15 protein-coding genes are annotated in these 16736 nt (G+C 68.6%); 14 read left to right on the forward strand and 1 reads right to left on the reverse strand.

Translation table 11 applies throughout. From position 1 onward, the window contains the following. Positions 1-12 precede the first annotated feature (12 nt). The 10 genes from Psi01_RS07960 to Psi01_RS08005 all read left to right on the forward strand — a co-directional run bounded on the left by Psi01_RS07960 (position 13) and on the right by Psi01_RS08005 (position 12132). Positions 13-2436 (forward strand): NADH-quinone oxidoreductase subunit G, encoded by a 2424-nt coding sequence (locus Psi01_RS07960; protein ID WP_204063288.1) that lies wholly within the window; start codon positions 13-15, stop codon positions 2434-2436. 84 nt (positions 2437-2520) lie between these two features. Continuing rightward, positions 2521-3912: an NADH-quinone oxidoreductase subunit NuoH gene (nuoH, locus tag Psi01_RS07965; protein ID WP_204063289.1), complete on the forward strand. Its 1392-nt coding sequence runs from the start codon at positions 2521-2523 to the stop codon at positions 3910-3912. Next, positions 3899-4414, forward strand: a complete 516-nt coding sequence (gene nuoI, locus Psi01_RS07970) for an NADH-quinone oxidoreductase subunit NuoI (RefSeq protein WP_204063290.1) — start codon at positions 3899-3901, stop codon at positions 4412-4414. Before nuoH ends, nuoI begins: the two co-directional genes overlap by 14 nt. Then, positions 4407-5258 carry an NADH-quinone oxidoreductase subunit J gene (locus Psi01_RS07975; RefSeq protein WP_204063291.1) on the forward strand — a complete coding sequence of 284 codons (852 nt, stop codon included), beginning with the start codon at positions 4407-4409 and terminating at the stop codon, positions 5256-5258. Before nuoI ends, Psi01_RS07975 begins: the two co-directional genes overlap by 8 nt. Further along, the gene (nuoK, locus tag Psi01_RS07980) at positions 5255-5551 is read left to right on the forward strand and encodes an NADH-quinone oxidoreductase subunit NuoK (protein WP_203876629.1); all 297 of its coding nucleotides are present in this window, start codon (positions 5255-5257) and stop codon (positions 5549-5551) included. The genes Psi01_RS07975 and nuoK overlap by 4 nt, the downstream gene beginning before the upstream one ends. Positions 5552-5621: 70 nt before the next feature. Continuing rightward, positions 5622-7478: an NADH-quinone oxidoreductase subunit L gene (nuoL, locus tag Psi01_RS07985; protein WP_204063386.1), complete on the forward strand. Its 1857-nt coding sequence runs from the start codon at positions 5622-5624 to the stop codon at positions 7476-7478. Then, entirely contained in the window at positions 7478-9070 is a 1593-nt protein-coding gene (locus Psi01_RS07990; protein ID WP_204063292.1) for an NADH-quinone oxidoreductase subunit M, read from the forward strand. Before nuoL ends, Psi01_RS07990 begins: the two co-directional genes overlap by 1 nt. After that, complete coding sequence (gene nuoN / locus Psi01_RS07995) at positions 9067-10623, forward strand: NADH-quinone oxidoreductase subunit NuoN (protein WP_275424499.1); 1557 nt, start codon at positions 9067-9069, stop codon at positions 10621-10623. Before Psi01_RS07990 ends, nuoN begins: the two co-directional genes overlap by 4 nt. A 14-nt stretch (positions 10624-10637) precedes the next feature. Then, the gene (locus Psi01_RS08000) at positions 10638-11633 is read left to right on the forward strand and encodes a polyprenyl synthetase family protein (RefSeq protein ID WP_204063293.1); all 996 of its coding nucleotides are present in this window, start codon (positions 10638-10640) and stop codon (positions 11631-11633) included. A gap of 82 nt (positions 11634-11715) precedes the next feature. Next, positions 11716-12132, forward strand: a complete 417-nt coding sequence (locus Psi01_RS08005) for a MarR family winged helix-turn-helix transcriptional regulator (protein WP_204063294.1) — start codon at positions 11716-11718, stop codon at positions 12130-12132. 12 nt (positions 12133-12144) lie between these two features. Here the strand turns inward: Psi01_RS08005 and rarD are convergent, their stop codons facing one another. Further along, positions 12145-13065, reverse strand: coding sequence for an EamA family transporter RarD (gene rarD, locus Psi01_RS08010; RefSeq protein ID WP_204063295.1), 921 nt, complete (start codon positions 13063-13065; stop codon positions 12145-12147). Between the two features lie 136 nt (positions 13066-13201). Between rarD and msrA the strand changes: the two genes are divergently transcribed. From msrA to Psi01_RS08030, 4 genes are all read left to right on the forward strand, one after another. Then, positions 13202-13864: a peptide-methionine (S)-S-oxide reductase MsrA gene (gene msrA / locus Psi01_RS08015; RefSeq protein WP_204063296.1), complete on the forward strand. Its 663-nt coding sequence runs from the start codon at positions 13202-13204 to the stop codon at positions 13862-13864. Between the two features lie 227 nt (positions 13865-14091). Next, positions 14092-15189 carry a helix-turn-helix domain-containing protein gene (locus Psi01_RS08020; protein WP_204063297.1) on the forward strand — a complete coding sequence of 366 codons (1098 nt, stop codon included), beginning with the start codon at positions 14092-14094 and terminating at the stop codon, positions 15187-15189. A gap of 26 nt (positions 15190-15215) precedes the next feature. Beyond that, positions 15216-15731: a PIN domain-containing protein gene (locus Psi01_RS08025; RefSeq protein WP_204063298.1), complete on the forward strand. Its 516-nt coding sequence runs from the start codon at positions 15216-15218 to the stop codon at positions 15729-15731. A gap of 555 nt (positions 15732-16286) precedes the next feature. Further along, entirely contained in the window at positions 16287-16715 is a 429-nt protein-coding gene (locus Psi01_RS08030) for a hypothetical protein (protein WP_204063299.1), read from the forward strand. The last annotated feature ends 21 nt before the right edge of the window (positions 16716-16736 follow it).

Consider the following 16736-nt stretch of genomic DNA (forward strand, 5'->3'; position numbering starts at 1 on the left):
GGAGGAGGCGCCATGACGGTAGAAGCGAGCACCCCGGCCCAGGCGCCGGTGGAACTGGTCACCCTGACCATCGACGGGTTCCAGGTCAGCGTCCCGAAGGGCACGATGATCATCCGGGCGGCGGAGCTGCTCGGCATCCAGATCCCGCGCTTCTGCGACCACCCGTTGCTGATCCCGGCCGCCAACTGCCGCCAGTGCCTGGTGGAGATCCCGGACGCGGGCAACGGCCGCGGCTTCCCCAAGCCGCAGCCCTCCTGCGCCATCGAGGTCGCCCCCGGCATGGTGGTCCAGACCCAGCTCACCTCCCCGGTCGCCGAGAAGGCCCAGCGCGGTGTCATGGAGCTGCTGCTCATGAACCACCCGCTGGACTGCCCGGTCTGCGACAAGGGCGGCGAGTGCCCGCTGCAGAACCAGGCGATGTCCAACGGCCAGGGCGAGAGCCGCTTCCAGGAGAAGAAGCGGGTCTTCGCCAAGCCGGTGCCGCTCTCGACCGAGGTGCTGCTGGACCGCGAGCGCTGCGTGCAGTGCGCCCGCTGCCTGCGCTTCTCCGAGGAGATCGCCGGTGACCCGCTCATCGAGTTCTTCGAGCGCGGGGCCAAGGAGCAGGTCGGAACCGCCAACGGCGAGCCGTTCCAGTCCTACTTCTCGGGCAACACCATCCAGATCTGCCCGGTGGGCGCGCTGACCAGCGCCTCCTACCGCTTCCAGGCCCGTCCGTTCGACCTGGTCTCCACTCCGACCGCGTGCGAACACTGCGCCAGCGGCTGCTCGCTGCGCACCGACCACCGCCGCGGCCGGGTCACCCGCCGCCTGGCCGGCAACGACCCGGAGGTCAACGAGGAGTGGAACTGCGACAAGGGCCGCTTCGCCTTCACCTACGCGACGCAGCCCGACCGGCTGAAGACCCCGCTCGTCCGTAACGAGGAGGGCGTGCTCGTGCCGACCTCCTGGCCCGACGCGCTCGCCGTCGCGGCCCAGGGCCTGGCGGCCGCCCGCGGCCGCGCGGGCGTGCTGGTCGGCGGCCGCGTCACCGTCGAGGAGGCGTACGGCTACGCGAAGTTCGCCCGGATCGCCCTGGGCACCAACGACGTCGACTTCCGCTCCCGGCCGCACTCCGCCGAGGAGGAGCAGTTCCTCGCGCACGCCGTGGCGGGCAAGGGCATCGAGGTGCGCTACCGCGACCTGGAGCAGGCCCCGGCCGTGCTCCTGGTGGGCTTCGAGCCCGACGAGGAGTCGCCGATCGTCTTCCTGCGGCTGCGCAAGGCCTGGCAGCGCAGCAAGCTGAGGATCTTCTCGATCGCCCCGTTCGCCACCGCCGGACTGGGCAAGATGAACGGCACGCTCATCCCGGCCACGCCGGGAACCGAGCCCGACGTCCTGGAGTCCCTGGCCTCCGGTGCCTCTCCGGCCGCCGAGGCGATCAAGCTGCCGGGCGCCGTCATCCTCGCCGGCGAGCGGCTGGCCACCGTCCCGGGCGCGCTCTCGGCGCTCCTGCGGCTGGCCGAGGCCAGCGGCGCCCGCCTGGCCTGGATCCCGCGTCGTGCCGGTGAGCGCGGCGCCATCGAGGCCGGCGCCCTGCCGAGCCTGCTCCCGATCGGCCGTCCGGTCGCCGACGAGACCGCCCGCGCCGAGGTGGCCCGGGCGTGGAACGTCACCTCGCTGCCCGACACCCCGGGCCGCGACACCGCGGGGATCCTGGCGGCGGCGCGCAACGAGGAGCTGGACGCCCTCGTCGTCGCCGGCGTCGACCCCTACGACCTGGCCGACCCGGAGGCCGCCCTGGCGGCCCTGGAGAACACGCCGTTCATCGTCAGCCTGGAGCAGCGCGCCAGCGCGGTCACCGACCGCGCCGACGTGGTGCTCCCGGTCGCCGCGGTGGCCGAGAAGTCGGGCACGTTCGTCAACTGGGAGGGGCGCGGCCGTACCTTCGAGGAGGCCCTGCACGTCACCGGTGTGATGAGCGACCTGCGGGCCGTCTCCGCGATCGCCGACCACATGGACGTGCACCTGGGCCTGCCGGACGCCGCCGCCGCCCGCCGCGAGCTGGCCGCGATCGGCGCCTGGCGGGGCCCGCGGGCCGCCGCCCCGGCGGTGGGCACCCGCGCGGTGCCGGCCCCGGCGGCCGGTGAGGCCATCCTCGCCACCTGGTACCGGCTGCTCGGCGAGGGCCGGCTGCAGGCCGGCGAGCCGTACCTCGCGGGCACCGCCCCGGCGGCCGAGGCGCTGGTGTCACCGGTCACCGCGGCCGAGGTGGGCCTCGTCGACGGCAGCAAGATCACTGTCAACTCCGGGCGGGGTTCGGTGAGCCTGCCGGTGCGCATCGCCGATCTGCCCGACCGGGTGGTGTGGCTGCCCGCCGGCTCCGACGGCTGCTCGGTGACCCGCGATCTGCGCGCCGCGGCCGGTGACATCGTCAAGATCGGAAGTACCTCATGAGCGGGAGAGAAACCGGCGCAGTGAGCGAAGCGGCCCGCGAAGCACCGGCGGCCCGCGCAGCGAATGGGGAGCGGTGAACGACTTATGAACTCGTGGTCTCTTCTGGCGGCCGCGCCGGCCGAGCCGGCCCTTCCGAGCCTCGACGACTTCGGCAAGGATCCCATCGGGATCATCATCCTCAAGGCCGCGGTCATCTTCATCGTCCTGATGCTGGGCGTGCTGTTCGGCGTGTGGTTCGAGCGCAAGCTCATCTCCCGCATGCAGAACCGGTACGGCCCCAACCGGGCGGGTAAGTTCGGCCTCCTGCAGTCGGTGGCCGACGGCCTGAAGATGGGTCTGAAGGAAGACCTGATGCCGCGGACCGTGGACAAGGTGATCTACTTCATCGCCCCGGTCGTGCTGTCGGTCCCCGCCTTCATGGCCTTCTCGGTCATCCCGATGGGCCCGAAGGTCAACATGTTCGGCGTCGAGACGCCGCTGCAGCTGACCGACCTGCCGGTCGCGGTGCTGCTGGTGCTGGCCATGGCCTCCATCGGCGTCTACGGCATCGTGCTGGCCGGGTGGGGCTCCCGCTCGCCGTACGCGATGCTGGGCGGCCTGCGCGCGAGCGCCCAGGTGGTCTCCTACGAGATCGCGATGGGCCTGTCGTTCGTGGGCGTCTTCCTGTTCGCGGGCACGCTGTCCACCTCGGGCATCGTCGCGGCTCAGGCCAAGGGCACCACGTTCTCGCTGGGAGGGCTCGACATCCCGATGCCCTCCTGGTACATGATCCTGCTGCTCCCGTCCTTCCTGATCTACATCGTCACGATGCTGGGCGAGACCAACCGGGTCCCGTTCGACCTGCCCGAGGGCGAGGGCGAGCTGGTCGGCGGCTTCCAGACCGAGTACTCCAACTCGCTGAAGTTCGCCGTCATCATGCTCGCCGAGTACGTCAACGTCTTCGTGGTGTCGGCGGTCTCCATCACCCTGTTCATGGGCGGCTGGCACGCCCCGTGGCCGATCTCCCTGTGGGACGGCGCCAACACCGGCTACTGGCCGCTGCTGTGGTTCTTCGGGAAGATGGTGCTGCTGTTCGCCTTCTTCATCTGGTGCCGCGCCTCGCTGCCCCGCGTGCGCTACGACCAGCTCATGGCCCTCGGCTGGAAGATCCTCATCCCGGTCAACCTGGCCTGGATCCTGCTGGTGGCCACCATGCGGGCCCTGCGCCTGGACACCGCCGACCGGACCGCCGTGATGATCCTGGGCGCCGTCGTGCTCGTCGGGTGCCTGGCCATCTGGCTGCGTTTCGACACCGTCCTGCAGCGGCGCAGGGAGGCCAAGGCCGAGCAGGTCGAGGCCGAGTTCAAGACGCTCGAAGCCGAGCCCGCCGCCGGCGGCTTCCCGGTGCCTCCGCTCGACCTGCCGCACTACCGCGGGGCGACGGCCGTGGAGGCGCGCGCAAACACGACTGCGGAGGTTCCCAGTGGGAGCAACTGATTGGTTGAACCCCATCAAGGGGTTCGGCGTGACCTTCCACACGATGTTCAAGAAGGTCGAGACGGTCAACTACCCCGAGGAGAAGCGGCCCACGGCTCCGCGCTTCCACGGCCGGCACCAGCTCAACCGCTGGCCCGACGGCCTGGAGAAGTGCGTCGGCTGTGAGCTGTGCGCCTGGGCGTGCCCGGCCGACGCGATCTACGTGGAGGGCGGCGACAACACCGAGACGGAGCGCTACTCCCCGGGCGAGCGCTACGGCCGCACCTACCAGATCAACTATCTGCGCTGCATCCTGTGCGGCCTGTGCATCGAGGCGTGCCCGACGCGCGCGCTGACCATGACCAACGAATACGAGCTCGCCGACTCGACCCGTGAGAGCCTGATCTACACCAAGGAGATGCTTCTCGCGCCGCTCGGCCCGGGCATGGAGGCTCCGCCCCACGCCATGCGTCTCGGCGAGACCGAAGAGGACTACTACCGGCTGGGACGCAACAATGGGTGAGACCATCACGTTCTGGGTGCTGGCGGTCACTTCCGTGGCCGCGGCGCTCGGGCTCGTCTTCAGCCGCAAGGCGGTCTACTCGGCGCTGATGCTCGGCGTGGTCATGCTCTCGCTGGCCGTGCTGTACGCCGTCCAGGACGCGCCCTTCCTCGCCGCGGTGCAGATCATCGTCTACACCGGCGCGGTCATGATGCTCTTCCTATTCGTGCTCATGCTCGTCGGCGTGGACTCCTCGGACTCCCTGGTCGAGACGATCAAGGGGCAGCGGTTCTGGGCGATCATCGCCGGTCTGGGCTTCGCCATCCTGCTGGCCCTGGCGGTCGGCAACGTGGCCTTCAGCCCCGCCACGGGCCTGGGACAGGTCGTGGCGAGCAGGGACGGCAACGTCCCCACCCTGGCCGCCTCGATCTTCACCCGGCACGTCTTCGCCTTCGAGGTCACCTCGGCGCTGCTGATCACCGCCGCGCTCGGCGCGATGGTGCTGGCCCACCGCGAGCGGGTCCGGCCCAAGGCCACCCAGCGCGACCTGGCCCGCGCCCGGTTCGCCGGTCCGCAGCCCTCGCCGCTGCCCGGTCCCGGCACCTACGCCCTGCACAACGCCATCGACATGCCGGCCCTGCTGCCGGACGGCACGGTGGCGGTCACCTCGATCAACCGGGTGCTCGCCCGGCACGAGATGGAGGAGGGCTTCGAGCCGACCGATCCGGAGAAGGCCGCGCTCATCAAGCAGGTCCTGCAGAAGGACGACGCCAGGGACGCGGATCCGGCGGAGGGTGACAAGCCCATCCAGGTGAAGGACGCGCTCCAGGACGAGAACGCGCTTTCCGAGGAGGACGGCAAGTGACCACCCACTACCTGGTGCTCTCCGCGCTGCTTTTCGCGATCGGGGGCGTCGGCGTGCTGGTACGGCGCAACGCGATCGTGGTGTTCATGTGCGTGGAGCTCATGCTCAACGCCTGCAACCTGGCGTTCGTGACCTTCGCCCGGCAGCACGGCAACCTGGACGGCCAGCTCATCGCCTTCTTCGTGATGGTCGTGGCCGCGGCGGAGGTCGTGATCGGCCTCGCCATCATTGTGATGATCTTCCGAACCCGCAGGTCGGCGTCCGTGGACAACGCCAACCTGCTGAAGTACTGAGGAGTGCCAGGTGCAATCTCCTGCTGAGATCGTCCAGCACTCCGGTGGGGTGATCGGGGTCTCCTGGCTGATGATCGCGCTGCCGCTGCTGGGCGCCGCGATCCTGCTGCTGGGCGGCCGCCGTACCAACAAGTGGGGCCACTTCCTCGGCGTCGCCATGTCGCTGGGCGCCTTCGTGGTGGCCGTGCTCTCCTTCGTGGAACTGCTCGGCCTGAACCCCGAGGACCGCCGCCGGGCGTTCGAGCTGTTCGAGTTCATCCCCGGCATGGTGAACATGGGGATGCTGATCGACCCGCTGTCGATCAGCTTCGCCCTGCTGATCACGGGTGTCGGATCGCTGATCCACATCTACTCGATCGGCTACATGTCGCACGACCGCGACCGCCGCCGGTTCTTCGCCTACCTCAACCTGTTCGTCGCGGCCATGCTCCTGCTGGTCCTGTCGGACAACTACGTCGGCCTGTTCATCGGCTGGGAGGGCGTGGGTCTCGCGTCCTACCTGCTGATCGGGTTCTGGCAGCACAAGCCCAGCGCGGCCACCGCCGCGCAGAAGGCGTTCATCGTCAACCGCGTCGGCGACTTCGGCCTGCTGATCGGCATCTTCACGATCTGGACGACCTTCGGCTCGCTGGCCTTCGCCGACCTCACCCACCAGGTGACGGGCCAGGCGTCGGAGGGCACGCTGACCGCGATCGGCCTGCTGCTCCTGCTCGGCGCCTGCGGCAAGTCCGCCCAGCTCCCGCTGCAGTCCTGGCTTCTGGACGCGATGGAGGGCCCGACCCCGGTCTCGGCCCTCATCCACGCCGCGACCATGGTCACCGCCGGCGTCTACCTGGTGGTCCGCTCCGGCGCCTTCTTCGAGGCCGCCCCGACCGCGCAGCTGGTCGTCACCATCGTCGGCGTCGCCACGCTGCTCGCCGGTGCGATCATCGGTTGCGCCAAGGACGACATCAAGAAGGGCCTGGCCGGTTCGACGATGTCGCAGATCGGCTACATGATGCTCGGCGCGGGCCTCGGCCCGGCGGGCTACGCCTTCGCGATCGGCCACCTGATCACGCACGGCTTCTTCAAGGCCAACATGTTCCTGGGCGCCGGCTCAGTCATGCACGCCATGAACGACGAGGTGGACATGCGCCGCTACGGCGCGCTGTTCTCGGTCATGAAGGTCACCGCGGTCACCTTCATCATCGGCTACCTCGCGATCATCGGCTTCCCGCTGCTCTCCGGTTACTACACCAAGGAGGGCATCATCGAGACGGCGATGCACCACAACGAGATCCTCGGCTGGCTCGCCGTGCTGGGTGCCGGTCTGACCGGCTTCTACATGTCGCGGATGGTCTTCATGACCTTCTTCGGCAAGAAGCGCTGGGCCGAGGACGCGCACCCGCACGAGTCGCCCGCGGTGATGACCGTGCCGCTGATCATCCTGTCGATCGGCTCGATCGGCCTGGGTGCCTACCTGGTCCTGGGCAACCGGTTCCTGACCTTCCTGAGCCCGGCGGTCGGTCTGCCCCAGCCGGCGGACATGCCCGAGCCCCACGTCTTCGGCGTGGGCCCCGCGGCCCTGGCCACGCTCGCCCTGGTCGCCGCCGGCGCCGCCTTCGCCTGGTTCCGGTACGGCGCCGCCGAGGTGCCCGCCGTCGCCCCGCGCGGCTCCTTCCTCACCACCTTCGCCCGCCGCGACCTGTACGGCGACGCCCTGAACGAGGCGCTGCTCATGCGCCCCGGCCAGTGGCTGACCCGCATCGCGGTGTTCTTCGACAGCCGCGGCGTCGACGGCCTGGTCAACGGGCTGGCCGCGGGCATCGGCGGAACCTCCGGGCGGCTGCGCCGCGTGCAGACCGGCTACGTCCGCTCGTACGCGCTGTCCATCCTCTTCGGTGCCGCCGCCGTCGTTGGCGCGCTGCTCTACGTAGGGAACATGTGATGCCCTGGCTCTCGATCCTGATGGCCGTGCCCGTACTGGGCGCGGTCGGGGTGGCACTGCTCCCCAAGGGCAGTGACAAGCTCGCCAAGCAAGTGGCCCTGCTGGTCTCGCTGGTGGTGCTGGGACTGACCGTCGCCATGGCGGTGCAGTTCAGCCCCAACGGCAACCGCTTCCAGTTCGAGGAGAAGTACTCCTGGATCCCCAGCTTCGGGGTCCACTACGGCGTCGCGGTGGACGGCATCGCGCTCGTGCTGATCGCGCTGTCGGCGATCCTCGTGCCGATCGTCATCCTGGCCTCCTGGCACGACGCCGAGGGCGCCGTCGCGGCGCCGGTCCGTGACGCCAAGGGCGCCACGGAGACCGCCGACGTCAAGACCGAGGTGGTCCCGCCCAAGCGCTCCGCGAAGACCTACTTCGCGCTGCTGCTGGTGCTGGAGGCCATGATGATCGGCGTCTTCGCGGCGACCGACATCTTCCTCTTCTACGTCTTCTTCGAAGCCATGCTGATCCCGATGTACTTCATGATCGGGTCGTACGGCGGCGTGCAGCGGTCCTACGCGGCCGTCAAGTTCCTGCTCTACTCGCTCTTCGGCGGCCTGCTCATGCTGGTCGCGGTGATCGCGCTCTACGTGGTCGCCGAGAAGAACACCTTCATGTTCCCCGAGCTGATCGGGGCCATCCAGGACCCGACCACGCAGAAGTGGCTGTTCGCCGGCTTCTTCATCGCCTTCGCGATCAAGGCCCCGCTGTGGCCGTTCCACACCTGGCTGCCCGACGCCGCCGCGCAGGCCCCGGCCGGCGCCGCGGTCCTGCTGGTGGGCGTGCTGGACAAGGTCGGCACCTACGGCATGCTCCGCTTCTGCCTGGAGCTGTTCCCGGAGGCGTCGAAGTTCTTCACCCCGCTGGTCATCGTGCTGTCGGTGGTCGGCATCATCTACGGCGCGATCGTGGCCATCGGCCAGACCGACATGAAGCGCCTGATCGCCTACACCTCGATCTCGCACTTCGGCTTCATCGCGCTGGGCGTCTTCGCGATGACGCAGAACGCCCAGTCGGGCGCCACGCTGTACATGGTCAACCACGGCTTCTCGACCGGCGCGCTGTTCCTGGTCGCCGGGTTCCTGATCTACCGCCGCGGTTCCGCCCAGATCGCCGACTACGGCGGCGTGCAGAGCGTCGCCCCGCTGCTGGCGGGCGCCTTCCTGATCGCCGGCCTGTCTGGTCTCTCGCTGCCCGGCCTGGCGCCGTTCGTCAGCGAGTTCATGGTCCTGATCGGCACCTACGAGCGCTACGCGGTCCCGGCCATCATCGGCGCGACCGGTGTGATCCTGGCGGCCATCTACATCCTGTGGATGTACAAGCGCACCATGAACGGCCCCACCGCCGAGTCGGTCAAGGGCTTCACCGACCTCAACGGCCGGGAGAAGTGGGTGGTGGCCCCGCTCATCGCACTGATCGTCGCGTTCGGCTTCTACCCGAAGCCGCTGCTCGACGTGATCAACCCGGCGGTGGACAAGACCCTGACCAACGCCCAGGTGACGGACAAGCAGCCCGTCTCCACCGTCGCTGAGAAGAAGGGGGCCGGCCAGTGAACGGCGGCACCATCGAGGCGCCAACGATCGAATACGCCCTGCTCGCGCCGATGCTGCTGGTCTTCGGCGCGGCGATCGTCGGCGTGCTGGTCGAGGCGTTCGCGCCCCGCTACCTGCGCAAGTCGATCCACGTGCCGCTGACCCTCCTGGCCCTGCTCGGCGGCTTCCTGCTGACGATCCTGCAGGCGGTCAGGGACGGCGTGCCGACCACGCCGGCGGCCATGGGCGCCGTCGCGGTGGACGGCCCAGCCCTGTTCATCTGGGCGATCATCCTCATCCTCGCCTTCGTCAGCACGCTGCTGATCAACGACGACGAGCAGTTCGTCGCGCAGGCGGCGGCCGTACCGGGAAGCACCGACGAGGAGGAGGCGGTCCGCAGCGGTTACGCGCAGACCGAGGTCTACCCGCTGCTGCTGTTCTCGGTCGGCGGCATGCTCCTGTTCCCGGCCGCCAACGACCTGCTGGTCATGTTCGTGGCCCTGGAGGTCCTGTCCCTGCCGCTGTACCTGCTGTGCGGCCTGGCCCGCCGGCGCCGCCTGCTGTCGCAGGAGGCCTCGGTCAAGTACTTCCTGCTGGGCTCGTTCTCCTCGGCCTTCTTCCTGTACGGCGCCGCGCTGCTGTACGGCTACGCCGGGTCGCTCGACCTGAAGGCCATCAGCGCCGCGCTGGGCACGGTCGCCGGTCAGGACACCCTGCTGTTCGTCGGCATGGCGATGCTCGGCGTCGGCCTGCTGTTCAAGATCGGTGCCGCGCCGTTCCAGGCGTGGAAGCCCGACGTCTACCAGGGCGCGCCCACCGCGGTCACCGCCCTGATGGCCTCCACCGTCCTGGTGGCCGCCTTCGGCGCCGTGCTGCGGGTGTTCTGGGTCGCCCTGGGCAACCTCGACTGGGACTGGCGCCCGGTCATGTGGGGCGTCGCGATCCTGACGATGATCGTCGGTGCGATCCTGGCCATCACCCAGACCGACATCAAGCGCATGCTGGCCTACTCCTCGATCGCGCACGCGGGCTTCCTGCTCACCGGTGTGATCGCCACGGGCGCCTTCGAGCAGAACCGGGAGGCCCTGTCGGCCATCCTGTTCTACCTGGCGGCCTACGGCTTCACCACGGTCGGCGCCTTCGCGGTGGTCACCATGGTCCGCGACGCGGGCGGCGAGGCCGGGCACCTGTCCCGGTGGGCCGGTCTCGGCAAGCGGGCGCCGGTGCTGGCGGGCATCTTCGCGTTCTTCCTGCTGGCCTTCGCCGGCATCCCGCTGACCAGTGGATTCTTCGGGAAGTACGCCGTGTTCTCGGCCGCGGTGGCCGGTGACGCGCTGCCGCTGGTCGTGGTGGGTGTGGTGACCTCGGCCATCGCCGCGTTCTTCTACGTCCGCGTGATCGTGCTGATGTTCTTCAGCGAGCCGGCCGCCGACGGCCCGACTGTGGCGATGCCCACCATCGGCACCTCGGCTGTGGTGGCCCTGGCCGCTGCGGCTACCGTAGTGCTCGGGGTCTTCCCGGAGCCGGTGCTGAACCTGGCTGACCAGGCCGCGTCCGCGTTGTTCATTCGCTAGGGAGTCGGATACTCATGGCTGCGCCACCGGTTGTTGATCTGCCGCTCGTCGACGAACGGCTGGCGCAGGACCTGGCGGCAGGCCTGGCCCAGGTCGAGAAGCTGCTGCGGTCCTCGGTGGAGAGCGAGGACGCCTTCGTCACCGAGACGTCCAAGCACCTCATCGAGGCGGGCGGCAAGCGGTTCCGGGCGATGCTCGTGCTGCTGGCCGCCCAGTTCGGCTCGCCGCAGGCCCCGGGGGTCGTGCCCGGGGCCGTGGTCATCGAGCTGACCCACCTGGCGACGCTCTACCACGACGACGTCATGGACGAGGCCCCGGTCCGCCGGGGCTCGCCGTCGGCCAACGCGCGGTGGGACAACACCGTGGCCATCCTGACCGGCGACTACCTGTTCGCCCAGGCGTCGGAGATCCTCGCCGACCTCGGTTCGGAGATCATCCGGATCCAGGCCCAGACCTTCTCCCGCCTGGTCCGCGGCCAGATCCGCGAGACCATCGGCCCCCGCCCGGGGGAGGACCCGGTACGGCACTACATCGACGTGCTGGCCGACAAGACCGGTTCGCTGATCGCGACCTCCGGCCGGTTCGGCGCGATGCTGAGCGGGGCCGATCCCGAGGTGGTCGAGCGGGTGACCGGCGCCTGCGAGGCCATCGGCGTCGCCTGGCAGCTCAGCGACGACCTGCTGGACGTCGCCTCCGAGTCCGCGGAGTCGGGCAAGACCCCCGGCACCGACCTGCGCGAGGGAATCCGGACGCTGCCGGTGCTCTACGTCCTGGCCGGGGACGACCCGGCCGACGCGCGCCTGCGCGAGCTGTTGGCCGGCCCCGTGGCCGAGGAGGACGTCGAGGAGACCCTCCGTCTGCTGCGCGCCAACCCCGCCATGGGGCGGGCCCGCGCCGAGCTGATCTCCTGGGCCGACCGCGCCCGCGCCGACCTGTCCGGCCTGCCGGACATCCCGGCCCGCGCCGCCTATCTGGCGCTGTGCGACTACGTGGTGGAGCGCTCGGGCTGATCCCGGTGGCTTGTTGTGCGTGCATTTTTTGTGCGTGCACGTATACTCCGGGTCGAGTGGCTCATCACAGAAGGAACTCACAATGACGTGGGATCTGTTCGCACTGCTGTACGCCCGGGTGGAAGCCGAGCTGGCCAAGACACTGCAGCGAGGCCACGGCCTCGGACTGTCGGAGTACCGCGCGCTCAGGCAGCTGGCCGGCTCCTCCTGCGGTGAACTGCGCATGCAGGAGCTCGCTGAGGCCGTGGGGCTGAACCAGAGCTCGGTGACCCGCCTCATCGCCCGGCTGGAGGAGGCGGGGCTGACCCGCCGGACGCTCTGCTCCGACGACCGCCGCGGCGTCTACTCCGTGATCACCGACGCGGGACGGGCCCGCCTGGCCGAGGCAGGGCCCGCCTACGAACGCTCGCTGGAGGCCGCTCTGGAGCGGGCGGAGGAGGATCCGGCGCTCAAGCCGCTGGTCGCGGCGGTACGGGGAGCCGGGGTCCCTTCCGTGTAGGGACGGCTCCGCTCAGGCCGGGACGGGCTCGCTCTCCCGCAGCCTCTCGGCGCGACGGGACTCGCGGGCCGTACGCAGGCTGTCCCAGGTGAAGACCGACAGGGCCAGCCAGACGATGGCGAAACCCGCCCACCGGCTGGCGGGCATGACCTCGTGGGCGATGAACACGCCGCACAGGAACTGCAGGACCGGCGCGATGTACTGCAGCAGCCCGATCGTGGTGAGCGGCACCCGGATCGCGGCGGCGGTGAAGCACAGCAGCGGGACGGCGGTGACCACGCCGGCCCCGGCCAGCAGCAAGGCGTGCCCGGCGCCCGCGGTGCCGAAGGTGGCCGTGCCCTGCTGCTGGAGATAGAACAGATAGCCCAGCGCGGGCAGGAGCAGCACCAGCGTCTCGACCGCCATGCTCTCGGCCGCGCCGACCTGCGCGATCTTCTTGACCAGGCCGTAGGTGCCGAAGCTGGCGGCCAGGACCAGGGCGATCCACGGCAGCCGGCCGTAGTCGACGGTGAGCACGACGACGGCCAGGGCGCCCAGGCCGACCGCCACCCACTGCAGGCGCCGCAGGCGCTCCTTGAGGAGGAAGACCCCGAACAGGACGCTGACCAGCGGGTTGATGAAGTAGCCGAGGGAACTCTCGACGACGTGCCCGGTGTTGACCGCGTAGATGTAGACGCCCCAGTTGACCGTGATGATCACTGCGGCGAGGACCAGCAGGCCGAGCTTGCGAGGGGTGCGCACGAGCTCGCGGATCCAGCCCCAGTGCCGCCGTACCGCGAGGATGGCGAGGACGGCGACGAGCGACCACGCCATGCGGTGCGCCAGGATCTCCAGGGCCCCGGAGGGCTTGAGGAGCGGCCAGTAGAGGGGGAACAACCCCCACATGGCGTAGGCGGCGACGCCGTACAGGACACCATGGCGTGATTCAGGCATGTCACCTATTTTGACTACTTACCCGATTTAATACAAATTAGCAGTGCTTGTCCAATGGTTAAGAAATCCTTACGGGAACATCGCGGACCCCTGCGCGGTTGCAGAGATCTGAGAAGGTGTCAGGAGGAGGTTCACGATGGGCTGGCTGTTCGGCAAGGACAAGACTTCCATGGTGTCCCAGGAGAACGCGCTCCCGGGACGCGAGACGCGCATGCCGGTGCCCGACCGCCACATGGTCCTCGACGCCCCGCTCGCCCCGCCGTACCCCGAGGGCGCCGAGATCGCCGACTTCGGCCTCGGCTGTTTCTGGGGCGCCGAGCGCAAGTTCTGGCAGACCCCCGGCGTGGTGTCCACCTCGGTCGGCTACGCGGGCGGCTACACCCCCAACCCGACCTACGAAGAGGTCTGCACCGGCCTGACCGGCCACACCGAGGTCGTCCGCGTGGTCTTCGACCCGTCCGAGGTCTCCTACGAGGAACTCCTGCGCGTCTTCTGGGAGGCCCACGACCCCACCCAGGGCATGCGCCAGGGCAACGACGTCGGCACCCAGTACCGCTCGGCCGTCTACACCCACTCCCCCGAGCAGGAGAAGTCCGCCCTCGCCTCGCGCGACGCCTACCAGAAGGTGCTCACCGAGTCCGGCTACGGCCAGATCACCACCGAGATCGCCCCCGCCGGCGAGTACTACTTCGCCGAGGACTACCACCAGCAGTACCTGTTCAAGAACCCCGGCGGCTACTGCGGAATCGGCGGCACCGGGGTCTCCTGTCCGGTGGGCATCGCTCCTGCCGGAGAGTGACCAACGTCGTCATCGACGCTGAGAGGAGCGCGCCTGCGATCTGCGGGCGCGCTCCTTGCGTCTTCGCCGGTGAACGGGCTGGGCGGCCAGGTTTCCGCAATCGACGAGAAGTCCGTGCGACCAGGGCATATGCCCCACAGGGAAGCGGAGGGTTATTGGGGTAACGATTGCCTGGGCTCAGCTTTCGGTCCTCGCTTCCCCTCCTGCCTATGTGCGATTATCGCACCATGAAGGGGTCTGAGGGTTGGGCGGACATCGGTGAACGCGTACGTGAGTGTCGCATGGCGGCCGGCATGTCACAGGAGCAGCTTGCGTCCGCGCTGAAACTCGATCGGACGATGATCGCCAAGATCGAGCGGGGAGTACGCCGAGTCGATGCGCTTGAGCTTGCCAAGCTGTCATCTGTGCTTCGGGTTCCGCTGAGTCACTTTCTCAATCCGCCTCCGGCTGTCATCTCCCGCCGTGTGGAACTCGCCGATGACACGGTGACCGATGCGGCACGGCAGTCCTACCGCTTGGAAGTGGCCCTCTCCACATGGCTGGCCGACATCCGGCAGCTCGTGGAGCTGGGGGAGTTCTCCTTGCCTGCGATAGAGCGGTACCCGGAGGCGATTCAGGATGCGCCGGGCGCCCGCGGTGCAGCCCTCTGGGTGAGGAGTCGGCTCGGGACCGGGCTTGACCCCATCGATTCGCTCATGAGCGTCTGCGAACAGCTGGGGCAATTGGTCGCGGTGGTTGAGGCGCCGGGCGAAGGCGCTTCATTGGTCGAGGGCGACCTTGCCGTGGCGGTTGTCAGCAGGCATGGTGATCTCGGGCGTCGCCGCGCGTCCGCGGCTCACGAGCTGGGGCATCTGATCGTAGGCGACGAGTACTCCGCTGACATAGGCGTCCATGTCTCGCGTGATGACAGGGAGGCGATCATCGATGCCTTCGCTGCGGAGCTTCTCCTTCCACTGGAGGTCTTCCGCGGTACAGCTCATTCAGGTTCGGTGGCGAAGCGGGAGGAGTTGGTGGCCCTTGCTGCGCGTTTCAGGACATCCTGGTCGTTGACCGTACGGCAGGCCGTTGAAGCGGAGGTCATCGATGAGAACGCCGCGAAGGAAATGCGCAAGCGAAATCCGACGCGTGCGGAGCTGATGGAGGCGGTCGGATGGGCGCCGCAGCCTGATCTGGAAACGGTTCGAGTGCCTCCGGGCTTTGCGCACGCGGTGATGGAGTCCTTCAGGAAGTCGCGCATAACGGCGTCACGTGCTGTCGAGCTCATGCGAGGTCAGATCATGACGACCGATCTGCAGTTGCGTGACGATGCGGATCTCGAGCTTTGAGCAGCGCTGAGCCGGATCCCCTCCTGGTGTTCGACGCGATGGGCCTGAGCCATTTCGCTCGGGCGGAACGTCTGGACGTGCTTCGAGATCTGCTGATAGGCGTCACCTGCCTCACCACCCACGTGGTTCGGGAGGAGATACGCGAGGGATGTCAGGCGTATCCGATCCTTCAGACGGTGCTGGACGCGAACTGGCTTGGCCTGGCGAGGCTCGACTCCCTGGATGAGATCAGGTGCTTCGCGAAGTGGGTGCAGCGCATCGGATCCTCCGAACGCGACCTGGGAGAGGCCAGCGTGTTCTCGGCGGCCGAACTGTCCCAGGGGATCGCCATCACCGATGACCGCGAAGCCGTAGCGGTGGGCAGGGCGCATGGCCTGCAAGTCCACGGCACCGTATGGCTGCTCGCTCGTGCGTGCCGGGACGGAAAGCTCAACGAAGTGGCTGCCGGGAATATCGTGGAAGCCCTGAGAACAACGGGAATGCGTTTGCCGTGTTCTGGTTCGACTTTCGGATCCTACGTCCGTCGTAATGGGACTGTCTGATCTTCTTGCCGGGCCCATGTAGTGATCGCCTGGCATGCCCGAGGCCGACCATGGGCCGGAGCCGTTTCCGGGGGCAGGCACCACTGCAGAGGGTACGGGGTGCAGTTCGTCATTCCGCTGCGATCCCCAAGGTCAATCCCGGGAGTACACCGATCGTCGATCTCGGTGAGCGTGAGTGGCCTTCCATCGTTGGGAACGACGACGGTCCAGCAGATGCCGTTCTCCGGCCAGTGCCCCTTGAGCAGGCGTCGGTAGTAGTGGTACTCCTCGGAGCCCGCAGACTGGCCATCGCTCATGTCATGCAGCTCCGTCACTTCGGGCCGGTCGGAATGCAAGATCTTCCCAGATGGGCCTGACAAGATCAGGCACCGGGCGATAGCAGGAAGGACGGTCAGGGATGCTCGTTGAGTTCGTTGACGATTCGGGCCCTCCGATCCGTAGGGAAGGGTGGAGGCCTCGTCATCCGGTGGCGGGCGGACCCGGGCCGCAGGGCTCTGGCAGGGTACGAGGACGAGGATGTCCCCGGCAGCGCCGCCCTCACCTCCGAGGAGCCTCATGTCGGTGACCGAGTTCACCGGGGTGACCGGGGACGGAGATCGTGGCATCACTTCCAAGGGAGGGTTGTACGAGTTCTGGACCGACGAGGGCGCCCGCATCTGCCTCCACGACACCGGCTTCCGACGCCTGACCTATGAGCCCGGCAGGCCGCCGATGCTGGAGCTGGAGTTTCTCTACGACCCGGAGTGGACTCCGCCCGGACTGTCGAAGACGCCTGTCGTGGTCTTCCGGTTCGAGGACGTCCGCGTCGTCGAGTGGCACGAGGACCAGGAGGGCCATGACTGCGTGAGGGCCTGTCCTGATGCCCCGCCGGGGCAGGTCGGGCAGTTCGACTGGGACGGCACCGACCTGTTCACGCTGGACACCTTCACAGTGCGCCTGCTTTTCCACGCCCGGCGAGCGGCAGTAACCGTGCGCGCGAAGTAGTCCGATGAGCGTGCCTTCCCA

Origin of the sequence: Paraplanobispora siamensis (assembly GCF_016863175.1) — a bacterium.
Taxonomy (GTDB): Bacteria; Actinomycetota; Actinomycetes; order Streptosporangiales; family Streptosporangiaceae; genus Planobispora; species Planobispora siamensis.

Bases quoted from the DNA above. Each gene is read 5' to 3' on its own strand.
- Psi01_RS07960 (WP_204063288.1), top strand. From the start codon at position 13: ATGACGGTAGAAGCGAGCACCCCGGCCCAGGCGCCGGTGGAACTGGTC.
- nuoH (WP_204063289.1), top strand. From the start codon at position 2,521: ATGAACTCGTGGTCTCTTCTGGCGGCCGCGCCGGCCGAGCCGGCCCTT.
- Psi01_RS07975 (WP_204063291.1), top strand. From the start codon at position 4,407: ATGGGTGAGACCATCACGTTCTGGGTGCTGGCGGTCACTTCCGTGGCC.
- nuoL (WP_204063386.1), top strand. From the start codon at position 5,622: ATGATCGCGCTGCCGCTGCTGGGCGCCGCGATCCTGCTGCTGGGCGGC.
- Psi01_RS07990 (WP_204063292.1), top strand. From the start codon at position 7,478: ATGCCCTGGCTCTCGATCCTGATGGCCGTGCCCGTACTGGGCGCGGTC.
- Psi01_RS08000 (WP_204063293.1), top strand. From the start codon at position 10,638: ATGGCTGCGCCACCGGTTGTTGATCTGCCGCTCGTCGACGAACGGCTG.
- Psi01_RS08005 (WP_204063294.1), top strand. From the start codon at position 11,716: ATGACGTGGGATCTGTTCGCACTGCTGTACGCCCGGGTGGAAGCCGAG.
- rarD (WP_204063295.1), bottom strand. From the start codon at position 13,065: ATGCCTGAATCACGCCATGGTGTCCTGTACGGCGTCGCCGCCTACGCC.
- msrA (WP_204063296.1), top strand. From the start codon at position 13,202: ATGGGCTGGCTGTTCGGCAAGGACAAGACTTCCATGGTGTCCCAGGAG.
- Psi01_RS08020 (WP_204063297.1), top strand. From the start codon at position 14,092: ATGAAGGGGTCTGAGGGTTGGGCGGACATCGGTGAACGCGTACGTGAG.
- Psi01_RS08030 (WP_204063299.1), top strand. From the start codon at position 16,287: ATGTCGGTGACCGAGTTCACCGGGGTGACCGGGGACGGAGATCGTGGC.